The organism is Streptomyces sp. NPDC001941 (genome assembly GCF_040296945.1).
In the GTDB taxonomy this organism is placed as follows: domain Bacteria; phylum Actinomycetota; class Actinomycetes; order Streptomycetales; family Streptomycetaceae; genus Streptomyces.
On the sequence record NZ_JBEOYE010000001.1, the window covers coordinates 19,231 to 34,638 of the forward strand.

A 15,408-nucleotide genomic window follows, 5' to 3' on the forward strand; every position below is an offset into this window, starting at 1 on the left:
CTCCCCTCCAGGGCCGCTCCACAACACCGCGCGCAGGAAGGCCGATTCGCGCTCAACCACCCGATCGGGCGGCAACCCCGCGCGCCTCCACCGGGTCCCCCTCGGCGACCGCAGTCTCGGAGCACAGCCAAGGAACCAGGGGAACCCACATGTCCGTACGCACGGTCCGGCCGGTCCGCACGGCCCTCGCCGCCACCGCGGTGGCCGCCGCCCTCGCCGTCACCGCCCTGCCCTCCACCGCCTCCGCCGCCACCCACGGCGGCGGGGGCCACGCGGGCACCCAGCGCGCGCTCGACGCCGCGGTGGCCGCCGGGGTGCCCGGCGCCCTGGCCTCCGCCCGGCTGGGGGACCGCACCTGGTACGGCGAGGCGGGCGTCGCCGACCTGCGCACCGGCCGGGAGCGCGGCGCGCGGGACCGCTTCCGGGTCGGCTCCATCACCAAGACGTTCACCGCGACCGTGCTGCTCCAGCTCCAGGCCGAGGGCAGACTCGACCTCGACGACACCGTCGACCACTGGCTGCCCGGCGTGGTCACCGGCAACGGCAACGACGGCCGCGCGATCACGGTGCGCCAGCTCCTCAACCACACCAGCGGGATCTACAACTACACCGAGGACCCCGGCTTCCAGGAGAAGGTCTTCGGCCCCGGCTTCCTGCGGCACCGCTACGACACCTGGACGCCCGGGCAGCTCGTCGGCGTCGCCCTCGCCCACGCCCCCGAGTTCACCCCCGGGTCCCGCTGGCAGTACTCCAACACCAACTACGTCCTGGCCGGCATGGTGATCCGGAAGGTCACCGGCCGCCCCTACGGCGAGGAGGTGGAGCGGCGCGTCCTCAAGCCCCTGCACCTGACGGGCACGTCCGTCCCCGGCACCCGGTCCGCCCTGCCCGCGCCCAGCGGCCGGGCCTACTCCAAGCTGTCGCGCGAGGCCACCGGGCCGACCTACGACGTCACCGCGCTCAACCCCTCCGCGGCCTCCGCCGCGGGCGAGATGGTCTCCACCACTAGTGACCTGCAGACCTTCTACCGGGCGCTGCTGCGCGGCACGTTGCTCCCCGCCGCCCAGCTCAAGGAGATGAAGCGGACCGTCGCCGTCGACCCGTCGGTCACCAACATCCGCTACGGCCTGGGCCTGATGTGGCAGAAGCTCGACTGCGGCACCGAGGTGTGGGGCCACAGCGGCGGCATCCACGGCTCCACCTCCAACGCCGTCACCACCGCCGACGGCGCGCACTCGCTGGCCAGCAACTTCAACGGGGACTGGGCGGGCGACGAACAGGCCCTGGCCGACGCCGAGTTCTGCGGCAGCGGCCGGTAGCGGCGCGCGGGGGTCACCGGGGCAGCACGACGACGTAGGCGGCCGGCTCCCGGTCGACGGAGGCCATCAGCGCCGTACGCACCACCGTCGCCTGCTGCTCCGGTGCCTCGCGCAGCTTCTTCGGCGTGAGGTGCACGACCGTGATCCCCAGCCGCTCCAGGTGGTCGCGCTTGCGGGTGTACTCCGTCCACACCGTAGCTTCGTCCTGCCGGGGCGCGCGCGTGTCCAGCTCCACGGCCACCGCCTGCTCCGGCCAGTACGCGTCCACGCCGCCCAGGTGCGGGCCGCCCGGCATCCGCAGGTCCACGTTCCACACCGGGTCGGGCAGGCCATGCGCCCGCACCATCTCGTACAGCCGCTCCTCGGCCCTCGCCCGCCCCTCGGCGAGCAGCGCGTCCACGGCGTCCACGACGTGCGGCCGCGAGAGCAGCCTGGCCCCGTTCAACTCCCGCACGATCGCGGCCGGTTCGCAGTGGCCGCCGCGCACCGCCTCGGTCAGCACCAGCCGGACGTCGTCCGCGTCGGCGAGCTGCGCCACCGCGTCGGCCACGGCCCGAGCCACCGGCGCGACGGGAAGCCCGGTGACCTCCTCGGCCACCGGGACCTCGGCGCTGCGCACCACCCGCACGCAGCCGGTGGAGCGCAGCCGCCGGGTGCGCGGCACCAGCACGTCGAACCGGTCCAGGCCGGTCAGCGCGGGCGTGGAGGCGAAGCCGTGCAGGGCGAGCGCCGCCAGGCCGGTGATCAGGGCCTCGGGGGCGCCGCCCGGCCGGGGCAGCGGGCCGGTGGCCGGGCGCCCGGCGTACAGCAGGGCGCCGTGCAGCCGCTCCTCGCTGGTGGGCGGGCCCGGGTGCAGCAGGTAGACGCCCGGGAGGAGCTGCTGCCAGGGGCCGCCGGGGCGGCACTGGGCGGAGAGCCGCGCGGCGGGGACCCCGTGCTCGCGGAGCTGCGCGGCGCTCATCACGCGCCGGTGCGCCTCGGAGAGGTGGGAGAGCGGGCGGGGGGAGAGCGGGGTGTTGTGGTTCATGCCGGGGGTCTTCCGCCCCGGGGCCCCGGGATAACCGCTGTTACGGTCCCGTCGACAAACCCGGACGAGCTGCCGCTAAAGCGGGGCCCCGGAGAACCCGATAGGGGGACCCCGGGGCGAACTCCCGTACGTGGAAAGCCCGTTCGGCGGGTGCGGGGAGGGGCGGTCCGCCCCTCCCCGCGGCCGGACGGTCCGTCAGGCCGCCGCGTCGCGCTCCTGGCCGCGCAGCGCGCGGGCCAGGTCGTCACGGGCCTCCAGGACCAGCCGGCGCAGCGCCGGCGCCGCGTCCGGGCGCTCCGCCAGCCAGGCGTCCGTGGCCGCCAGCGCGGACGCGCCGCCCCACCACGGGTAGAGGCCCGACACCACGTCCATGCCGATCTGGATCGACCGCTGCTCCCACACCCGCTCGATCGCCGCGAAGTACTTCGGGGCGTACGGCGCGACCAGGTCACGCTGGGAGCCCTGGACGAACCCCGCGATCGTCGCGCCCACCAGCGCGTTGGACAGCGCGTCCGACTCCACGACCGCGGCCCACGCCTGCGCCTTCACCGCCTCGGACGGCCGGGCCGCCAGGCAGCGCACCTGGTGGCGCTTGCCGGACGCCGTGTCGTCCAGGGCCAGCTCCGCGCCGACCGCGGCCTCGTCGGCCCGCCCGTGCGCCGCCAGCGGCAGCAGGAACGCCCAGCGCAGCTCCTGGTCCACGTCCAGGCCGTCCACCTTCGCCGACCCGGCGAGCAGTCCTTCGAGGAGCTGGAAGTCCGCGTCCGAGGCCGCCACCGAGGCGAAGAACCGCGCCCAGGTCAGCTGCTGCTCGCTGCCGGGACCCGCGAGCCGCAGCTCGCGCAGCGCGCCCTCGGCGAGCAGCCGCCCGCCCTCCTCGCGCCACTCGGGCGCCGCGTAGTGGGTGACCGCCGACTGGGCCCAGGCGTGCACCATCTGCAGCACGCCGATGTCGCTCTCGCGCCCCGCGAAGTCCAGCACCAGGCGCACGAAGTCCCGGGCCGGCATCAGCGCGTCGCGCGTCATGTTCCACAGCGCCGACCAGCACACGGCCCGCGCCAGCGGGTCGGTCACGTCGCCCAGGTGGTCCCGCAGCGTGGCCAGCGACCCCTCGTCGAACCGGCTCTTGCAGTACGTCAGGTCGTCGTCGTTGACCAGCACCAGGTCGGGCCGCGGCTCGCCCGCCAGGGCCGCCACCACGGTGCGGGTGCCCACCACGTCCACCTCGGCGCGCGCGTAGCGCACCAGCTCCCCGCCGACCAGCCGGTACAGGCCGACCGCCGAGCGGTGCGGGCGCGGCTCGTCGCCCTCCTGGACCACCGCGAGCTCGGTGATCCGGCCCTCGGCGTCGTGGGTGACCAGCGGGGTCAGGGAGTTGACGCCCGAGGTCTGCAGCCAGGAGCGCGCCCACTCCTTCATGTCGCGCCCGGAGGTCTCCTCCAGGACAGACAGCAGGTCGCCCAGGCGGGTGTTGCCGTAGGCGTGCCGCTTGAAGTAGCGCCGGGCGCCCTCCAGGAACGCGTCCCGCCCCACGTACGCCACCAGCTGCTTGAGCACCGAGGCGCCCTTGGCGTAGGTGATGCCGTCGAAGTTCAGCTTGGCGTCCTCCAGGTCACGGATGTCGGCCGTGATCGGGTGGGTGGACGGCAGCTGGTCGGCCCGGTAGGCCCACGACTTGCGGTTGTTGGCGAAGGTCACCCAGGCGTTGGTGAAGCGCGTCGCCTCGGCCAGCGAGAACGAGCCCATGAAGTCCGCGAAGGACTCCTTCAGCCACAGGTCGTCCCACCACTGCATGGTCACCAGGTCGCCGAACCACATGTGCGCCATCTCGTGCAGGATGACGTTGGCCCGCCGCTCGTACGACGCCCGGGTGACCTTGCCCCGGAAGACGTACTCCTCGCGGAAGGTGACGCAGCCCGGGTTCTCCATCGCGCCGATGTTGTACTCGGGCACGAACGCCTGGTCGTACTTCCCGAAGGGGTACGGGTAGTCGAAGTGCTCGTGGAAGAAGTCCAGGCCCTGCTTGGTGACCAGGAAGATGTCGTCCGCGTCGAAGTGCCGGGCCAGGCCCTTGCGGCACAGCGCGCCCAGCGGGATCTCCAGCTCGCCGCCGTCCGCCAGGGTGCGCCGGTAGACGTCGGTGACGTAGTGGTACGGGCCCGCGACCACGGCCGTGATGTACGTGGAGATGGGCTTGGTCCCGGCGAACCGGCGGACGTCGCCGTCGCGGGACTCCTCGGCGCCGTTGCTCCACACCGTCCAGTCGGCCGGCGCGGCCACCTCGAAGCGGAACGGGGCCTTGAGGTCCGGCTGCTCGAAGTTGGCGAAGACGCGGCGGGCGTCGGCGGGCTCGTACTGCGTGTAGAGGTAGACCTCGCCGTCCTCGGGGTCGACGAAGCGGTGCATGCCCTCGCCGGTGCGGCTGTAGGCGCACTGCGCGTCCACCACCAGCACGTTCTCGGCGGCGAGCGAGGGGAGCGTCACCCGGGTGCCGTCGAAGACCTCGGCCGGGTCCAGCGCGGTGCCGTTCAGCGTGACCGCGTTGACCGAGGGGGCCACCAGGTCGGCGAAGGTGCTCGCGCCGGGCGAGGAGCAGCCGAAGCGGATCGTGGTGACCGAGCGGAAGGTGCGCACGGGCCCGTCCGGGTCGCCGACCGCCGATCGCAGGTCGAGGAAGACCTCGTACCCGTCGACGGACAGCAGGACGGCCCGCTCGCGGGCCTCGTCGCGGGACAGATTCTCACCGGGCACCGGACACTCCACTCCTTCGTGGCTGATTTCGAACGGGATCGATCCTCCCACGGCGGGAATGCCGCCGCCGACCGGCGGTGTTGCCGGTCACGAGCGTGCTCGTGAACCCCCTGTGGAGGAGTGACATGTCCGAGACCCGGACCCCCGCCGACTTCTGGTTCGACCCGCTGTGCCCGTGGGCCTGGATGACCTCGCGCTGGATGCTGGAGGTGGAGAAGGTCCGCCCGGTCGACGTGCGCTGGCACGTGATGAGCCTGGCGGTGCTCAACGAGGACCGCCTCGACGAGCTGCCGGAGCAGTACCGGGAGCTGCTGAAGACCGCCTGGGGCCCGGTGCGCGTGGTCGTCGCCGCCCAGCAGCTGCACGGCGACGAGGTGGTCGGCAAGCTGTACACGGCCATGGGCACCCGCTTCCACAACGAGGGGCTCGGCCACGGCCGTGAGGCGATCGTGGCCGCCCTGGCCGACGCCGGGCTCCCGGCCGAGCTGGTGGAGTACGCGGACAAGGACACGTACGACGAGCAGCTGCGCGCCTCCCACCAGGAGGGCATCGACAAGGTCGGCCAGGACGTCGGCACGCCGGTGATCGCGGTCCCGGGTGCCGACGGCGAGCAGATCGCCTTCTTCGGCCCGGTGGTCACCCCGGCGCCGCAGGGCGAGGCGGCGGCCCGGCTGTGGGACGGCACGCTGCTGGTGGCGTCGACCCCGGGCTTCTACGAGATCAAGCGGACGCGGACCGCGGGCCCGGACTTCAGCAACCTGTAGGACCTGAGTGACCGGCGGACGCAGAAGACCCCCGCGAGTCACGTCCTCGCGGGGGTCTTCCTCTGTTCCGCCTGCAGGTGAAGGTTGAGAAGACGATCACGAGCAGGACGCGGGGCGGGTCAGGGCGTCACGGCGTGATGAGCGGCGTGCGGCCCTTGGCCTCGGTGTAGCGCTTGGCGACGTCCTGCCAGTTGACGACCTGCCACATGGCCTCGATGAAGTCGACCTTCTGGTTCTTGTACTGCAGGTAGAAGGCGTGCTCCCAGGCGTCGAAGACCAGGATCGGCACGGAGCCCTGGCCCACGTTGCCCTGGTGGTCGTAGACCTGCTCGACGATCAGGCGGCCGCTGACCGGCTCGTAGGCGAGGACGCCCCAGCCGGAGCCCTGGGTGGTGGCGGAGGCCTTGGTGAGCTGGGTCTTGAACTTGGCGAAGGAGCCGAAGGACTCGGCGATGGCGTCGGCGAGCTCGCCCACGCCGTCCGCGGCCAGCGGCTCACCGCCGCCGCCCTCCTTCGGGCTGTTCATGTTGTTCCAGTAGATGCTGTGCAGGATGTGGCCGGAGAGGTGGAACGCGAGGTTCTTCTCCAGGCCGTTGATCGAGCCCCACTGGTCCTTGTCGCGCGCCTCCTCGAGCTGTTCGAGGGTGTCGTTCGCGCCCTTCACGTACGCCGCGTGGTGCTTGTCGTGGTGCAGCTCGATGATCTGCGGGTTGATCACCGGCTCGAGAGCGGCGTAGTCGTACGGAAGTTCAGGAAGCGTGTAAATGGCCATGTCCGAGCCCTCCAACTGCTTATTGCAACCCGTGTGCAACTACACGCTAGCAGCAGGTGCATGGCGATGTTGATCAGCCCTTCGTCCTAGGACCGGGGCAGGACCGGGGCGCCGCCCGGGCACGCGCGAGGGCCCCGGACCGTCACCCGGTCCGGGGCCCTCCACGTCGTCGCTCCGCGTGCGCTACGCGTCCGCGCGCGCCGCCAGCTTCTGCCGTACGAAGCCGGTCACGGCGAGCACCAGCGTCAGCCCGCCCGTGTAGTACAGCTGCTCGCGGGTGCCCGCCTCCCGGGCCATCAGCACGAACACCGTCGCCATCCCGGCCAGCGCCACCCAGGTCAGGTACGGGTACAGCCACATCCGCACCACCAGCTTCCCGGGCGACTCCCGCTCCAGGCGGCGGCGCAGCACCAGCTGCGAGGCGGCGATGAAGAACCAGACGACCAGGATGATCGCGCCGATCATGTTCAGCAGCCACAGGAAGACGGTGTCCGGGTAGACGTAGCTGAGCAGCACGCAGAAGAAGCCGAAGACCGAGCTGACCAGTACCGCGACCCGGGGCACCCCGCCGGAGACCTTGCCCAGCACCTTCGGGCCCTGGCCGCGCGCCACCAGCGAGCCCGCCATGCGCGAGGCGCCGTAGATGTTGGCGTTCATCGCGGACAGCAGCGCGATCAGGATGACGACCTGCATGATCTGCCCGGCGGCCGGCAGCCCCAGGTGCTCCAGGGTGGCGACGTAACTGCCCTTGTCGGGGTCGACCAGGGCCTTGTCGTTCCACGGGATCAGCGTGACCACCACGGCCATCGAGCCGACGTAGAAGATCGCGATCCGCCACATCGCGGTGCGCACCGCCTTGGCGACGCCCTGGACCGGGTGCTCGGACTCGGCCGCCGCGATGGTGACCGTCTCCAGGCCGCCGTACGCGAACACCGAGGCCAGCAGGCCGACGATCAGCCCCTCGCTGCCGTTGGGCATGAACCCGCCGTGGCCGGTGAGGTTGGCGCCGCCCGGCGCGTCCGTGCCGGGCAGCACGCCCAGGATCGCCAGCACGCCGATGACCAGGAAGAGCACGATCGCGCCGACCTTGAGGGCGGCGAACCAGAACTCGAACTCGCCGAAGTTCTTCACCGCCGCCAGGTTGGTGGCGCAGAAGACCAGCATGAAGAGCGCGACGAAGGCCCACTCCGGGACGCCCGGGACCCAGCCGTGCACGATCTTGGCGGCGCCGATGCCCTCCAGACCGACCGCCACGCACAGCAGGAACCAGAACGACCAGCCCGCCGTGAAGCCGGCCCAGGGGCCGATGGCCCGCTCGGCGTGCACGGAGAAGGAGCCGGAGGCCGGGTTGGCGGCGGCCATCTCGCCCAGCATGCGCATCACCAGCATGACCAGGGCGCCGGATATCGCGTAGGCGACGATGATCGACGGGCCGGCGGCCGCGATGGCGCCGCCGGAGCCGACGAAGAGCCCGGCGCCGATGACACCGCCCAGGGCGATCATCGACAGATGGCGTTGCTTGAGGCTGTGGGACAGCTGGGAGGCGGGGGGCGCCTGCTCGGCGGGCGCGGGCGCGGTTGTCCGGGACATGAGCGGCCCTGTTCAGTAGCTGAGACGGGGGAGCGGTCCCACAGTCTGGCCACGGTCACCGCTCACGGGGAACGCCCGTCCGCTATACGGGCACGATCTTCACACAAGGTGAAGCGCTACCCACGCTTCGTGCGTACCTCGCGCACGCCCGCGACCAGCAGCACCGCCGCCGTCGCCGCCCCCGACCACAGCACCTGCGGCCGCGCCGAGTCGTCCAGCAGCATCAGCACCAGCACGACGGCCATCGCCACCAGCGCCGCCCAGGTCAGGTACGGGAAGCCCCACATCCGCAGCACCAGCTTCTCCGGCTCCTCCCGCTCGATCCGGCGCCGCAGCCGCAGCTGCGACACCGCGATCAGCGCCCACACGAACAGCAGCACCGCGCCGACCGCGTTGAGCATGTAGAGGAACACCGAGTCCGGCCACTTCAGGTTCAGCAGTACGGAGACGAAGCCGAAGGCCACCGACGCCAGCACCGCCCGGCGCGGCACCCCGCGCACCACCTTGAGCAGCCCCTGGGGCGCCTCGCCGCGCTCGGCCAGCGAGAACACCATCCGCGAGGAGCCGTACAGGTTGGCGTTCAGCGCCGAGAGCAGCGCCACGAACACCACCACGTTCATGATCTGCCCGGCCGCCGGGATGCCGATCGAGTCGAGCACCGCCACGTACGGCGACTTCCCCGGCGTCATCGACGTCCACGGCAGCAGCGTGACGATCACCAGCATCGAGCCGACGTAGAAGAACAGGATCCGCCACACCGCGCTGCGCACCGCCCGCGCCACGTTGCGCGCGGGGTCGTCCGACTCGGCCGCCGCGATCGTCACGACCTCCAGGCCGCCGAACGCGAACACCACCGCGAGCACCCCGGAGACCACGCCCTCCCAGCCGTTGGGCAGGAAGCCGCCCCGGCCGGTCAGGTTCGTCAGGCCCACCGCCCCGGTGTCCGGCAGCACGCCGAACACGGCGAGCAGCCCGAGCACCAGGAAGAGCACGATCGCGCCGACCTTCAGCGTGGCGAACCAGAACTCGAACTCGCCGAAGTTCTTCACCGCCGCCAGGTTCGAGGCGGTGAACACCACCATGAACAGCAGCACCCAGGCCCACTGCGGGACCGCCGGCAGCCAGCCGTTGGCGATCTGGGCCGCGCCCGTCGCCTCCACCGCGAGCACCACCACCAGCAGGAACCAGTACAGCCAGCCCACCGAGAAGCCCGCCCAGCGGCCCAGCGCGCGCTCGGCGTGCACCGAGAAGGCGCCCGAGGCGGGCATCGCCGACGACATCTCGCCCAGCATCCGCATGACCAGCATCGCCAGCGCGCCCGCGATCAGGTACGACACGACGATGCCCGGGCCCGCCACCGCGATGCCCGCGCCGGAGCCGACGAAGAGCCCGGCGCCGATCACGCCGCCGAGGCCCAGCATGGTCAGGTGGCGTCGCTTCAGCCCGTGCGAGAGGGGCTCGGCCCCGGGGGCCGGGGGGACGGGCGGGGCATCGTGCATGGCGCTCAGGATTCCTTGGTGGTGCGTGGGGGAGGAGCACGCGCCGTCGTTTATGGGGAACCCACAGTGTCCCCGTTGGGTGGCGCTCGGCGCAAAAGCACCCCTTTCGCACGCCGTACGAGGTGATGAGCGTCACGCCCACGCGTGGTGGCGTACCGCCGTTTGTACGGAACCCATCAACGAGCGGGCCGGGGCTTTGTCGGCGGCTGACGGTGATCGGACGATCGCCCTTCGGCTAGCGTCGGGCTGTCCCGACCCGTCCCCACGATCCGCGGAGTACCGATGAGCACTGCTGCCGCCCCCGTCCGTCCCGGAGTGGTCCTCGCCGACCTGCTGCCCGCCTCCCGTACCCGGGACATCGCCCTGGTCCTCGGCGGCGCCGTCCTCACCGGCATCGCCGCCCAGATATCGCTGCCGGTCCCGGGCTCCCCGGTCCCGGTCTCCGGCCAGACCTTCGCGGCCCTGCTCGTGGGCACCGCCCTCGGCGCCCGCCGCGGCTTCCTCTCCCTCGCGCTGTACGCGGTCGTCGGCATGGCGGGCGTCCCGTGGTTCGCCGAGGCCAAGGCGGGCTACGCGATGCCGTCCTTCGGCTACGTCCTCGGCATGCTGCTGGCCGCGACCGTGGTCGGCGCCCTGGCCCGTCGCGGCGGCGACCGCGGGGTGCTGCGCACCGCGGGCACCATGGCGGTCGGCTCGCTGGTCGTCTACGCGGTCGGCGTGCCCTACCTGGCCCTGGCCACCGGGATGACGCTCGGCCAGGCGGTCGCCGCGGGCCTGGTGCCGTTCCTGGTCGGCGACGCGCTGAAGGCCGCGCTCGCCATGGGCGCGCTGCCCACCGCCTGGAAGCTGGCGGGCCGCAAGGGCTGAGCCCGCGCCCGAGGTACGTACGAAGGGGTCCGCCCGGACCGACGCGTGAGCCGTCGGCCCGGGCGGACCCCTTTGCGTGCGGGAGGTGCGTACGGGTTCGCGTGCTGGTCCGTGTGCGTCGCACTCGTCCGTACGCGCCGTGCGCTTCGTGCGCGGGTCAGCGGGGAGCCCTGCGGGACGTCCACCACAGCCCGGCGCCGCCGGCCGCGAACAGCACGGCCGCGGCGAGGCCCAGCGGCAGCGCCGCGTCCGGCGCACCGGTGCGCGGCAGGTCCCCGCCCCCGGTCGAGCCGCCCGTGGAGCCCCCGGTCGAACCCCCGGTCGAGCCGCCGGTGCCGCCCGTCGCGCCCCCGTCCCCGGTGCCGCTGGAAGGCGGCGGGGACGGCACGTTCACCGTGTTCAGCAGCAGCGGGGTGTCCGGGGCGTTCGGCGTGGGCCGGGTGGTGCCGAACGGCACCGGTCCCTGCTGCCAGATCAGTTCCCTGCCCGTCCCCTTGGTGACCGGCAGGCAGATCCGGCCGGTCTTGCGCAGGTCGAAGGTGGCGGACACGGCGTACGCGCGCTCCTGGCCCGCCGCGACGTTGTCGATCACGCACGCGTAGCCGCTGTTGGAGCCCGGGGGCAGCATGGCCTTCGGGATCGCCACGCAGCCCCCGACACCGGTGACGGCCAGTCCGTCGAAGCCGACGACGGAGAGGGTGACGGGCCCGCTGTCCTTGGTGCCGCCGTTGCGCACCTTCGCGGTCAGCGTGGTCTTCCCGGACGCGTTGTCGACGGTGATCTTCCCGGGCAGTTCGGTGGTGATCTTCACGTCGGCGGGCGCGGCCGGGCCCGGGGTCCCCCCTTCGCTGCTGCCGGGTGCCGGATCGTCCGCGTACGCGCCGAGCGGAAGGGCGAGGACGCCCGCGGTGAATACCGCGACCATGATTCCCCGGAGTCCTCTGCCGCCCCGTTCCTTTTTCTCGGATTTCTCGAACAATTTCCTCTCCCCCTTCACCGCGCACGCGCCCCTCCGGGCTGTGCGTATCGGAAAGGGTTCCACAAGATTTCGAGGAACTATGCTGTCATGGTGGCAAGTTCATGCTTCTGTCCTGCTCGTAGCAGGTGTGCAAGGGGCTGAGGGGGCGAGCGCTCATGCCGGGTGTTCCAGGGCTTTTGGTCGCGGGCCGTTATCGCCTGGACGAAAGCATCGGGCAGGGGGGAATGGGGCGCGTGTGGCGTGCCGCCGATGAAATGCTCGACCGTCCGGTCGCGGTCAAGGAAATGCGCGTGGACCATGTGTCCGATGCCGAGGACAGCCGGATCCGGCGCGAACGCAGCCTGCGCGAGGCGCGGGCCACGGCCCGGATCGACCACCCCAACGTGGTGCGGGTCTACGACGTCGTGGAGGACGGCGACCGGCTCTGGATCGTGATGGAGCTGGTGGAGTCCCGCTCGCTGGAACGGGCCCTTGCCGAGGGCGGCCCGCTGCCGCCGCGCGAGGCCGCCCGCATCGGCACCGGCCTGGCGGCGGCCCTGCGCGAGGTCCACGCGGTGGGCGTGCTGCACCGCGACATCAAGCCGGGCAACGTGCTGCTCGGACCGCAGGGGCGGGTGGTGCTCACCGACTTCGGGATCGCCGCCATCCAGGACGCCGAACAGCTGACGATGGCCGGGATGCTGGTGGGCTCTCCGGACTACATGGCGCCCGAGCGCGTCAGCGGACGCCCGCAGGGCCCGCCGTCGGACCTGTGGTCCCTGGGGGCGACGCTGTGCGCGGCCCTGGCCGGCACCTCGCCGTTCAGTCGCCCCACGACGCTGGCGACCCTGCACGCGGTCCTGTACGAGGAGCCACGACTCCCGCCGGAGGCGGGCCCGTTGACCCCGCTCCTGACGGCCCTCCTGGTGAAGGACCCGGAATCCCGCCCAGGTCTGGACGAGGTGTACGACCGCCTGAACGAGACAGCGGCACCACCGACCCTGTTGGACCTGCCCGGCGGGCAGTCGTTCAGCAGGGCGGAACGGGTGGGCACCCCCCGGACGAGCGAAGCGCTTACGTCGCTCCCGCCCCCGGAGACCCCGCTCCCCCCGGAGGAGCCCGCACCCCGCAAACGCCCCCGCACCCCGCTCCTCGCAGGAGCGGTCCTGGCCCTCGCGGCGGCGGCCACGGCCACGGCCCTGGTCCTCCAGCGCCAGGACGACCACGGCACCCCCACCCCCACCACCCCGCCCCCCACCGTCGCCGGCACCTCCCGCCCCCAGTCCCCGCCCCAGTCCCCGACCCGGTCCGGGTCCCCGGCCCCGACCCTCGCCCCCGGCTCCCGCGACGAGACCGGCTTCGCCTGGGTCCCCCCGGCGGGCTGGACCCGCAGCGCCAAGAGTCCGTCCAACGTCCACTACCACGCGCCGGACGGCACACAGGAGATCGCCGCCTCGTACGCACTCGCGCGAGGCGGCGATCTGCTCACCCAGTGGCAGGAGGCCGAGCGCGGCCAGGACGACGTCCCGGGGTACGGGAACATCCGCCTGGAGCGCACCACCTTCCGCGGCGCCCCCGCGGTGATCTGGGAGTACCGCTTCACCCAGGGCGGGGACGCCTGGCTGGCCCGTCAGCTCGGGTTCACCTCGGGCGGCAAGTCGTACCAGCTCAACGTCTGGTACGCCGCCGCCGTCAGGACCGCGGCGCTGGCCGCCTACGAGCGGGTCACGGACTCCTTCGTACCGCTCTGAGCCTCGTCCGCGGCGCCCCGGCGCGGCGCGAGCTTCTGCCGTACCAGCGCGACGGCCAGCACCAGCGCCGCCACCAGGAGCGAGAGCAGGACCTGCTCCCGGGCGTCCCCGCCGTCGTAGATCATGTAGCCGAGCACGAAGGTGATCATGGCGATGGTCAGCCAGGTCAGGTACGGGAAGGCCCACATCCGCACGACCAGCTTCTCCGGCGCCTCGCGCAGGATGATCCCGCGCATCCGCAGCTGCGTCACGCAGATCACCAGCCAGACGAAGAGGGCGACCGCGCCGGAGGAGTTGAGCAGGAACGCGAAGACGGTGTCCGGCCACTTGTAGTTGAAGAACACGGCGACGAAGCCGAAGAGCACGGACGCCAGGATCGCCTTCTGCGGCACGGCGCGCACGCTGGTCGTGGCGAAGGCCTTGGGCGCGTCACCGCGCTGCCCCAGCGAGAACGCCATCCGGGAGGCCGTGTACAGGCCGGAGTTGAGGCAGGACAGCACGGCGGTCAGCACGATGACCTCCATGATCCGGCCCGCGTTCGGGATGCCGATGGAGTCCAGCGCGGCGACGTACGAGCCCTTGTCGACGATCGACTCGTCGTTCCACGGCAGCAGCGTGAGGACGACGAAGATCGAGCCCAGGTAGAAGACGGCGATGCGCCAGATCACGCTGTTGGTGGCCCGGGTGACGGCCTTCTGCGGGTCCTCGGACTCGCCGGCGGCCAGCGTCACGATCTCGCTGCCCATGAAGGAGAAGACGACCATCAGCACGCCGGTGAGGATCGCGCCCGCGCCCATCGGGAAGAACCCGCCGTGGTCGGTGAGGTACGCGACGCCGTGGCCGGGGTTGTCGGAGCCCGGCAGCACGCCGAAGACGGCGAGCAGGCCGACGACCACGAACGCGCCGATCGCCACGACCTTGATCCCGGCGAACCAGAACTCGAACTCGCCGTAGGAGGAGACGGACGCCAGGTTGGTCGCGGTGAGCACCACCATCACGATCAGCGCCCAGGCCCACTGCGGCACGGCCGGGATCCAGCCCTCCAGGATCTTGGCACCGGCGGTCGCCTCGACCGCCAGCACCACGACCCAGAAGAACCAGTACAGCCAGCCGATGGTGAACCCGGCCCAGCGGCCGAGCGCGCGGTCCGCGTAGGCGGAGAAGGAGCCCGAGGTGGGCTGGGCGGCGGCCATCTCGCCGAGCATCCGCATGACGAAGACGACCATCACGCCGACGAGGGCGTACGACAGGAGGATGGCGGGGCCCGCCGCGGCGATGCCGGAGCCGGAGCCGACGAAGAGGCCCGCGCCGATCACGCCGCCGATGGCGATCATGGACAGGTGGCGGTTCTTGAGGCCGGCCTTGAGGCCGTCGGAGGACTGAGGATTCCCGGGTTCTCCGGCCTTCCCGCCTTCCTTGGGCAGGGTGGGCTGCGTGGTCATGGACGCATCCTTACGTTTTCGAGGTGCTCGGGTGACGAGCCCGTACATGGGAACCCGTCACCCGCCCGGGTCGAAAGACCCCGTTTCCGGATCGTGATCCAGGACCTCCGTCTGCGACCAAGGTCCGGACCCCCGCTGGCACCTGCCCCCCGATCTCCGTGCCACACTCGGAGCCATGCGCGTCTACCTCGGCTCCGACCATGCCGGTTACGAACTGAAGAACCACCTCGTGGAGTGGCTGAAGGCCCACGGCCACGAGCCCGTCGACTGCGGACCCCACGTCTACGACGCCCAGGACGACTACCCGCCGTTCTGCCTGCGCGCCGCGGAGCGCACGGCCGCGGACCCCGACGCCCTGGGCATCGTGATCGGCGGCTCGGGCAACGGCGAGCAGATCGCCGCGAACAAGGTCAAGGGCGTCCGCGCCGCGCTGGCCTGGAGCGAGCAGACCGCCGCCCTGGGCCGCGAGCACAACAACGCCAACGTCATCTCCGTCGGCGGCCGGATGCACACCGAGGAGGAGGCGACCAAGTTCGTCGAGATCTTCCTCGCCACCCCGTACTCGGGCGAGGAGCGCCACACCCGCCGCATCGAGATGCTCTCCGCCTACGAGGAGACCGGCGAGCTCCCCCCGATCCCGGCCCACCACCCGCAGCAGGACGCCTGAC

Annotated in this window: 12 protein-coding genes; 5 read left to right on the plus strand and 7 right to left on the minus strand. The window is 72.1% G+C overall.

The genetic code is table 11. From position 1 onward, the window contains the following. Nucleotides 1–149: 149 nt before the first annotated feature. The gene (locus tag ABT160_RS00080; protein WP_351641490.1) at nucleotides 150–1,319 is read left to right on the plus strand and encodes a serine hydrolase domain-containing protein; all 1,170 of its coding nucleotides are present in this window, start codon (nucleotides 150–152) and stop codon (nucleotides 1,317–1,319) included. 13 nt (nucleotides 1,320–1,332) lie between these two features. Here the strand turns inward: ABT160_RS00080 and ABT160_RS00085 are convergent, their stop codons facing one another. Further along, a complete protein-coding gene (locus ABT160_RS00085) occupies nucleotides 1,333–2,346 on the minus strand; it encodes a hypothetical protein (RefSeq protein ID WP_351641491.1) in 1,014 nt (337 codons plus the stop codon). 195 nt (nucleotides 2,347–2,541) lie between these two features. Continuing rightward, nucleotides 2,542–5,097 (minus strand): aminopeptidase N, encoded by a 2,556-nt coding sequence (gene pepN, locus ABT160_RS00090; protein WP_351641493.1) that lies wholly within the window; start codon nucleotides 5,095–5,097, stop codon nucleotides 2,542–2,544. A gap of 125 nt (nucleotides 5,098–5,222) precedes the next feature. Here pepN and ABT160_RS00095 point away from each other — a divergent pair, with 125 nt between their 5' ends. Further along, the gene (locus ABT160_RS00095; RefSeq protein WP_351641496.1) at nucleotides 5,223–5,861 is read left to right on the plus strand and encodes a mycothiol-dependent nitroreductase Rv2466c family protein; all 639 of its coding nucleotides are present in this window, start codon (nucleotides 5,223–5,225) and stop codon (nucleotides 5,859–5,861) included. Nucleotides 5,862–5,988: 127 nt separating this feature from the next. On the opposite strand, the gene ABT160_RS00100 is transcribed toward ABT160_RS00095, so the two are convergent. The 3 genes from ABT160_RS00100 to ABT160_RS00110 form a co-directional block, all read right to left on the minus strand. Beyond that, nucleotides 5,989–6,633 (minus strand): superoxide dismutase, encoded by a 645-nt coding sequence (locus ABT160_RS00100; protein ID WP_351641498.1) that lies wholly within the window; start codon nucleotides 6,631–6,633, stop codon nucleotides 5,989–5,991. Between the two features lie 183 nt (nucleotides 6,634–6,816). Beyond that, nucleotides 6,817–8,223, minus strand: coding sequence for an amino acid permease (locus ABT160_RS00105; RefSeq protein WP_351641499.1), 1,407 nt, complete (start codon nucleotides 8,221–8,223; stop codon nucleotides 6,817–6,819). A gap of 116 nt (nucleotides 8,224–8,339) precedes the next feature. Continuing rightward, the gene (locus ABT160_RS00110) at nucleotides 8,340–9,722 is read right to left on the minus strand and encodes an amino acid permease (protein WP_351641501.1); all 1,383 of its coding nucleotides are present in this window, start codon (nucleotides 9,720–9,722) and stop codon (nucleotides 8,340–8,342) included. Nucleotides 9,723–10,004: 282 nt separating this feature from the next. Between ABT160_RS00110 and ABT160_RS00115 the strand changes: the two genes are divergently transcribed. After that, nucleotides 10,005–10,589, plus strand: coding sequence for a biotin transporter BioY (locus ABT160_RS00115; protein WP_351641503.1), 585 nt, complete (start codon nucleotides 10,005–10,007; stop codon nucleotides 10,587–10,589). A 157-nt stretch (nucleotides 10,590–10,746) separates the two neighbouring features. On the opposite strand, the gene ABT160_RS00120 is transcribed toward ABT160_RS00115, so the two are convergent. Next, on the minus strand, nucleotides 10,747–11,514 hold the full coding sequence (locus tag ABT160_RS00120; protein ID WP_351641506.1) for a hypothetical protein: 768 nt from the start codon (nucleotides 11,512–11,514) through the stop codon (nucleotides 10,747–10,749). Between the two features lie 278 nt (nucleotides 11,515–11,792). Between ABT160_RS00120 and ABT160_RS00125 the strand changes: the two genes are divergently transcribed. Beyond that, complete coding sequence (locus ABT160_RS00125) at nucleotides 11,793–13,298, plus strand: serine/threonine-protein kinase (RefSeq protein ID WP_502984134.1); 1,506 nt, start codon at nucleotides 11,793–11,795, stop codon at nucleotides 13,296–13,298. On the opposite strand, the gene ABT160_RS00130 is transcribed toward ABT160_RS00125, so the two are convergent. Further along, on the minus strand, nucleotides 13,262–14,740 hold the full coding sequence (locus ABT160_RS00130) for an amino acid permease (RefSeq protein ID WP_351641510.1): 1,479 nt from the start codon (nucleotides 14,738–14,740) through the stop codon (nucleotides 13,262–13,264). The two genes, ABT160_RS00125 and ABT160_RS00130, sit on opposite strands and share 37 nt — an antisense overlap. 175 nt (nucleotides 14,741–14,915) lie before the next feature. Here ABT160_RS00130 and ABT160_RS00135 point away from each other — a divergent pair, with 175 nt between their 5' ends. Then, complete coding sequence (locus ABT160_RS00135) at nucleotides 14,916–15,407, plus strand: ribose-5-phosphate isomerase (protein ID WP_351641513.1); 492 nt, start codon at nucleotides 14,916–14,918, stop codon at nucleotides 15,405–15,407. The last annotated feature ends 1 nt before the right edge of the window (nucleotide 15,408 follow it).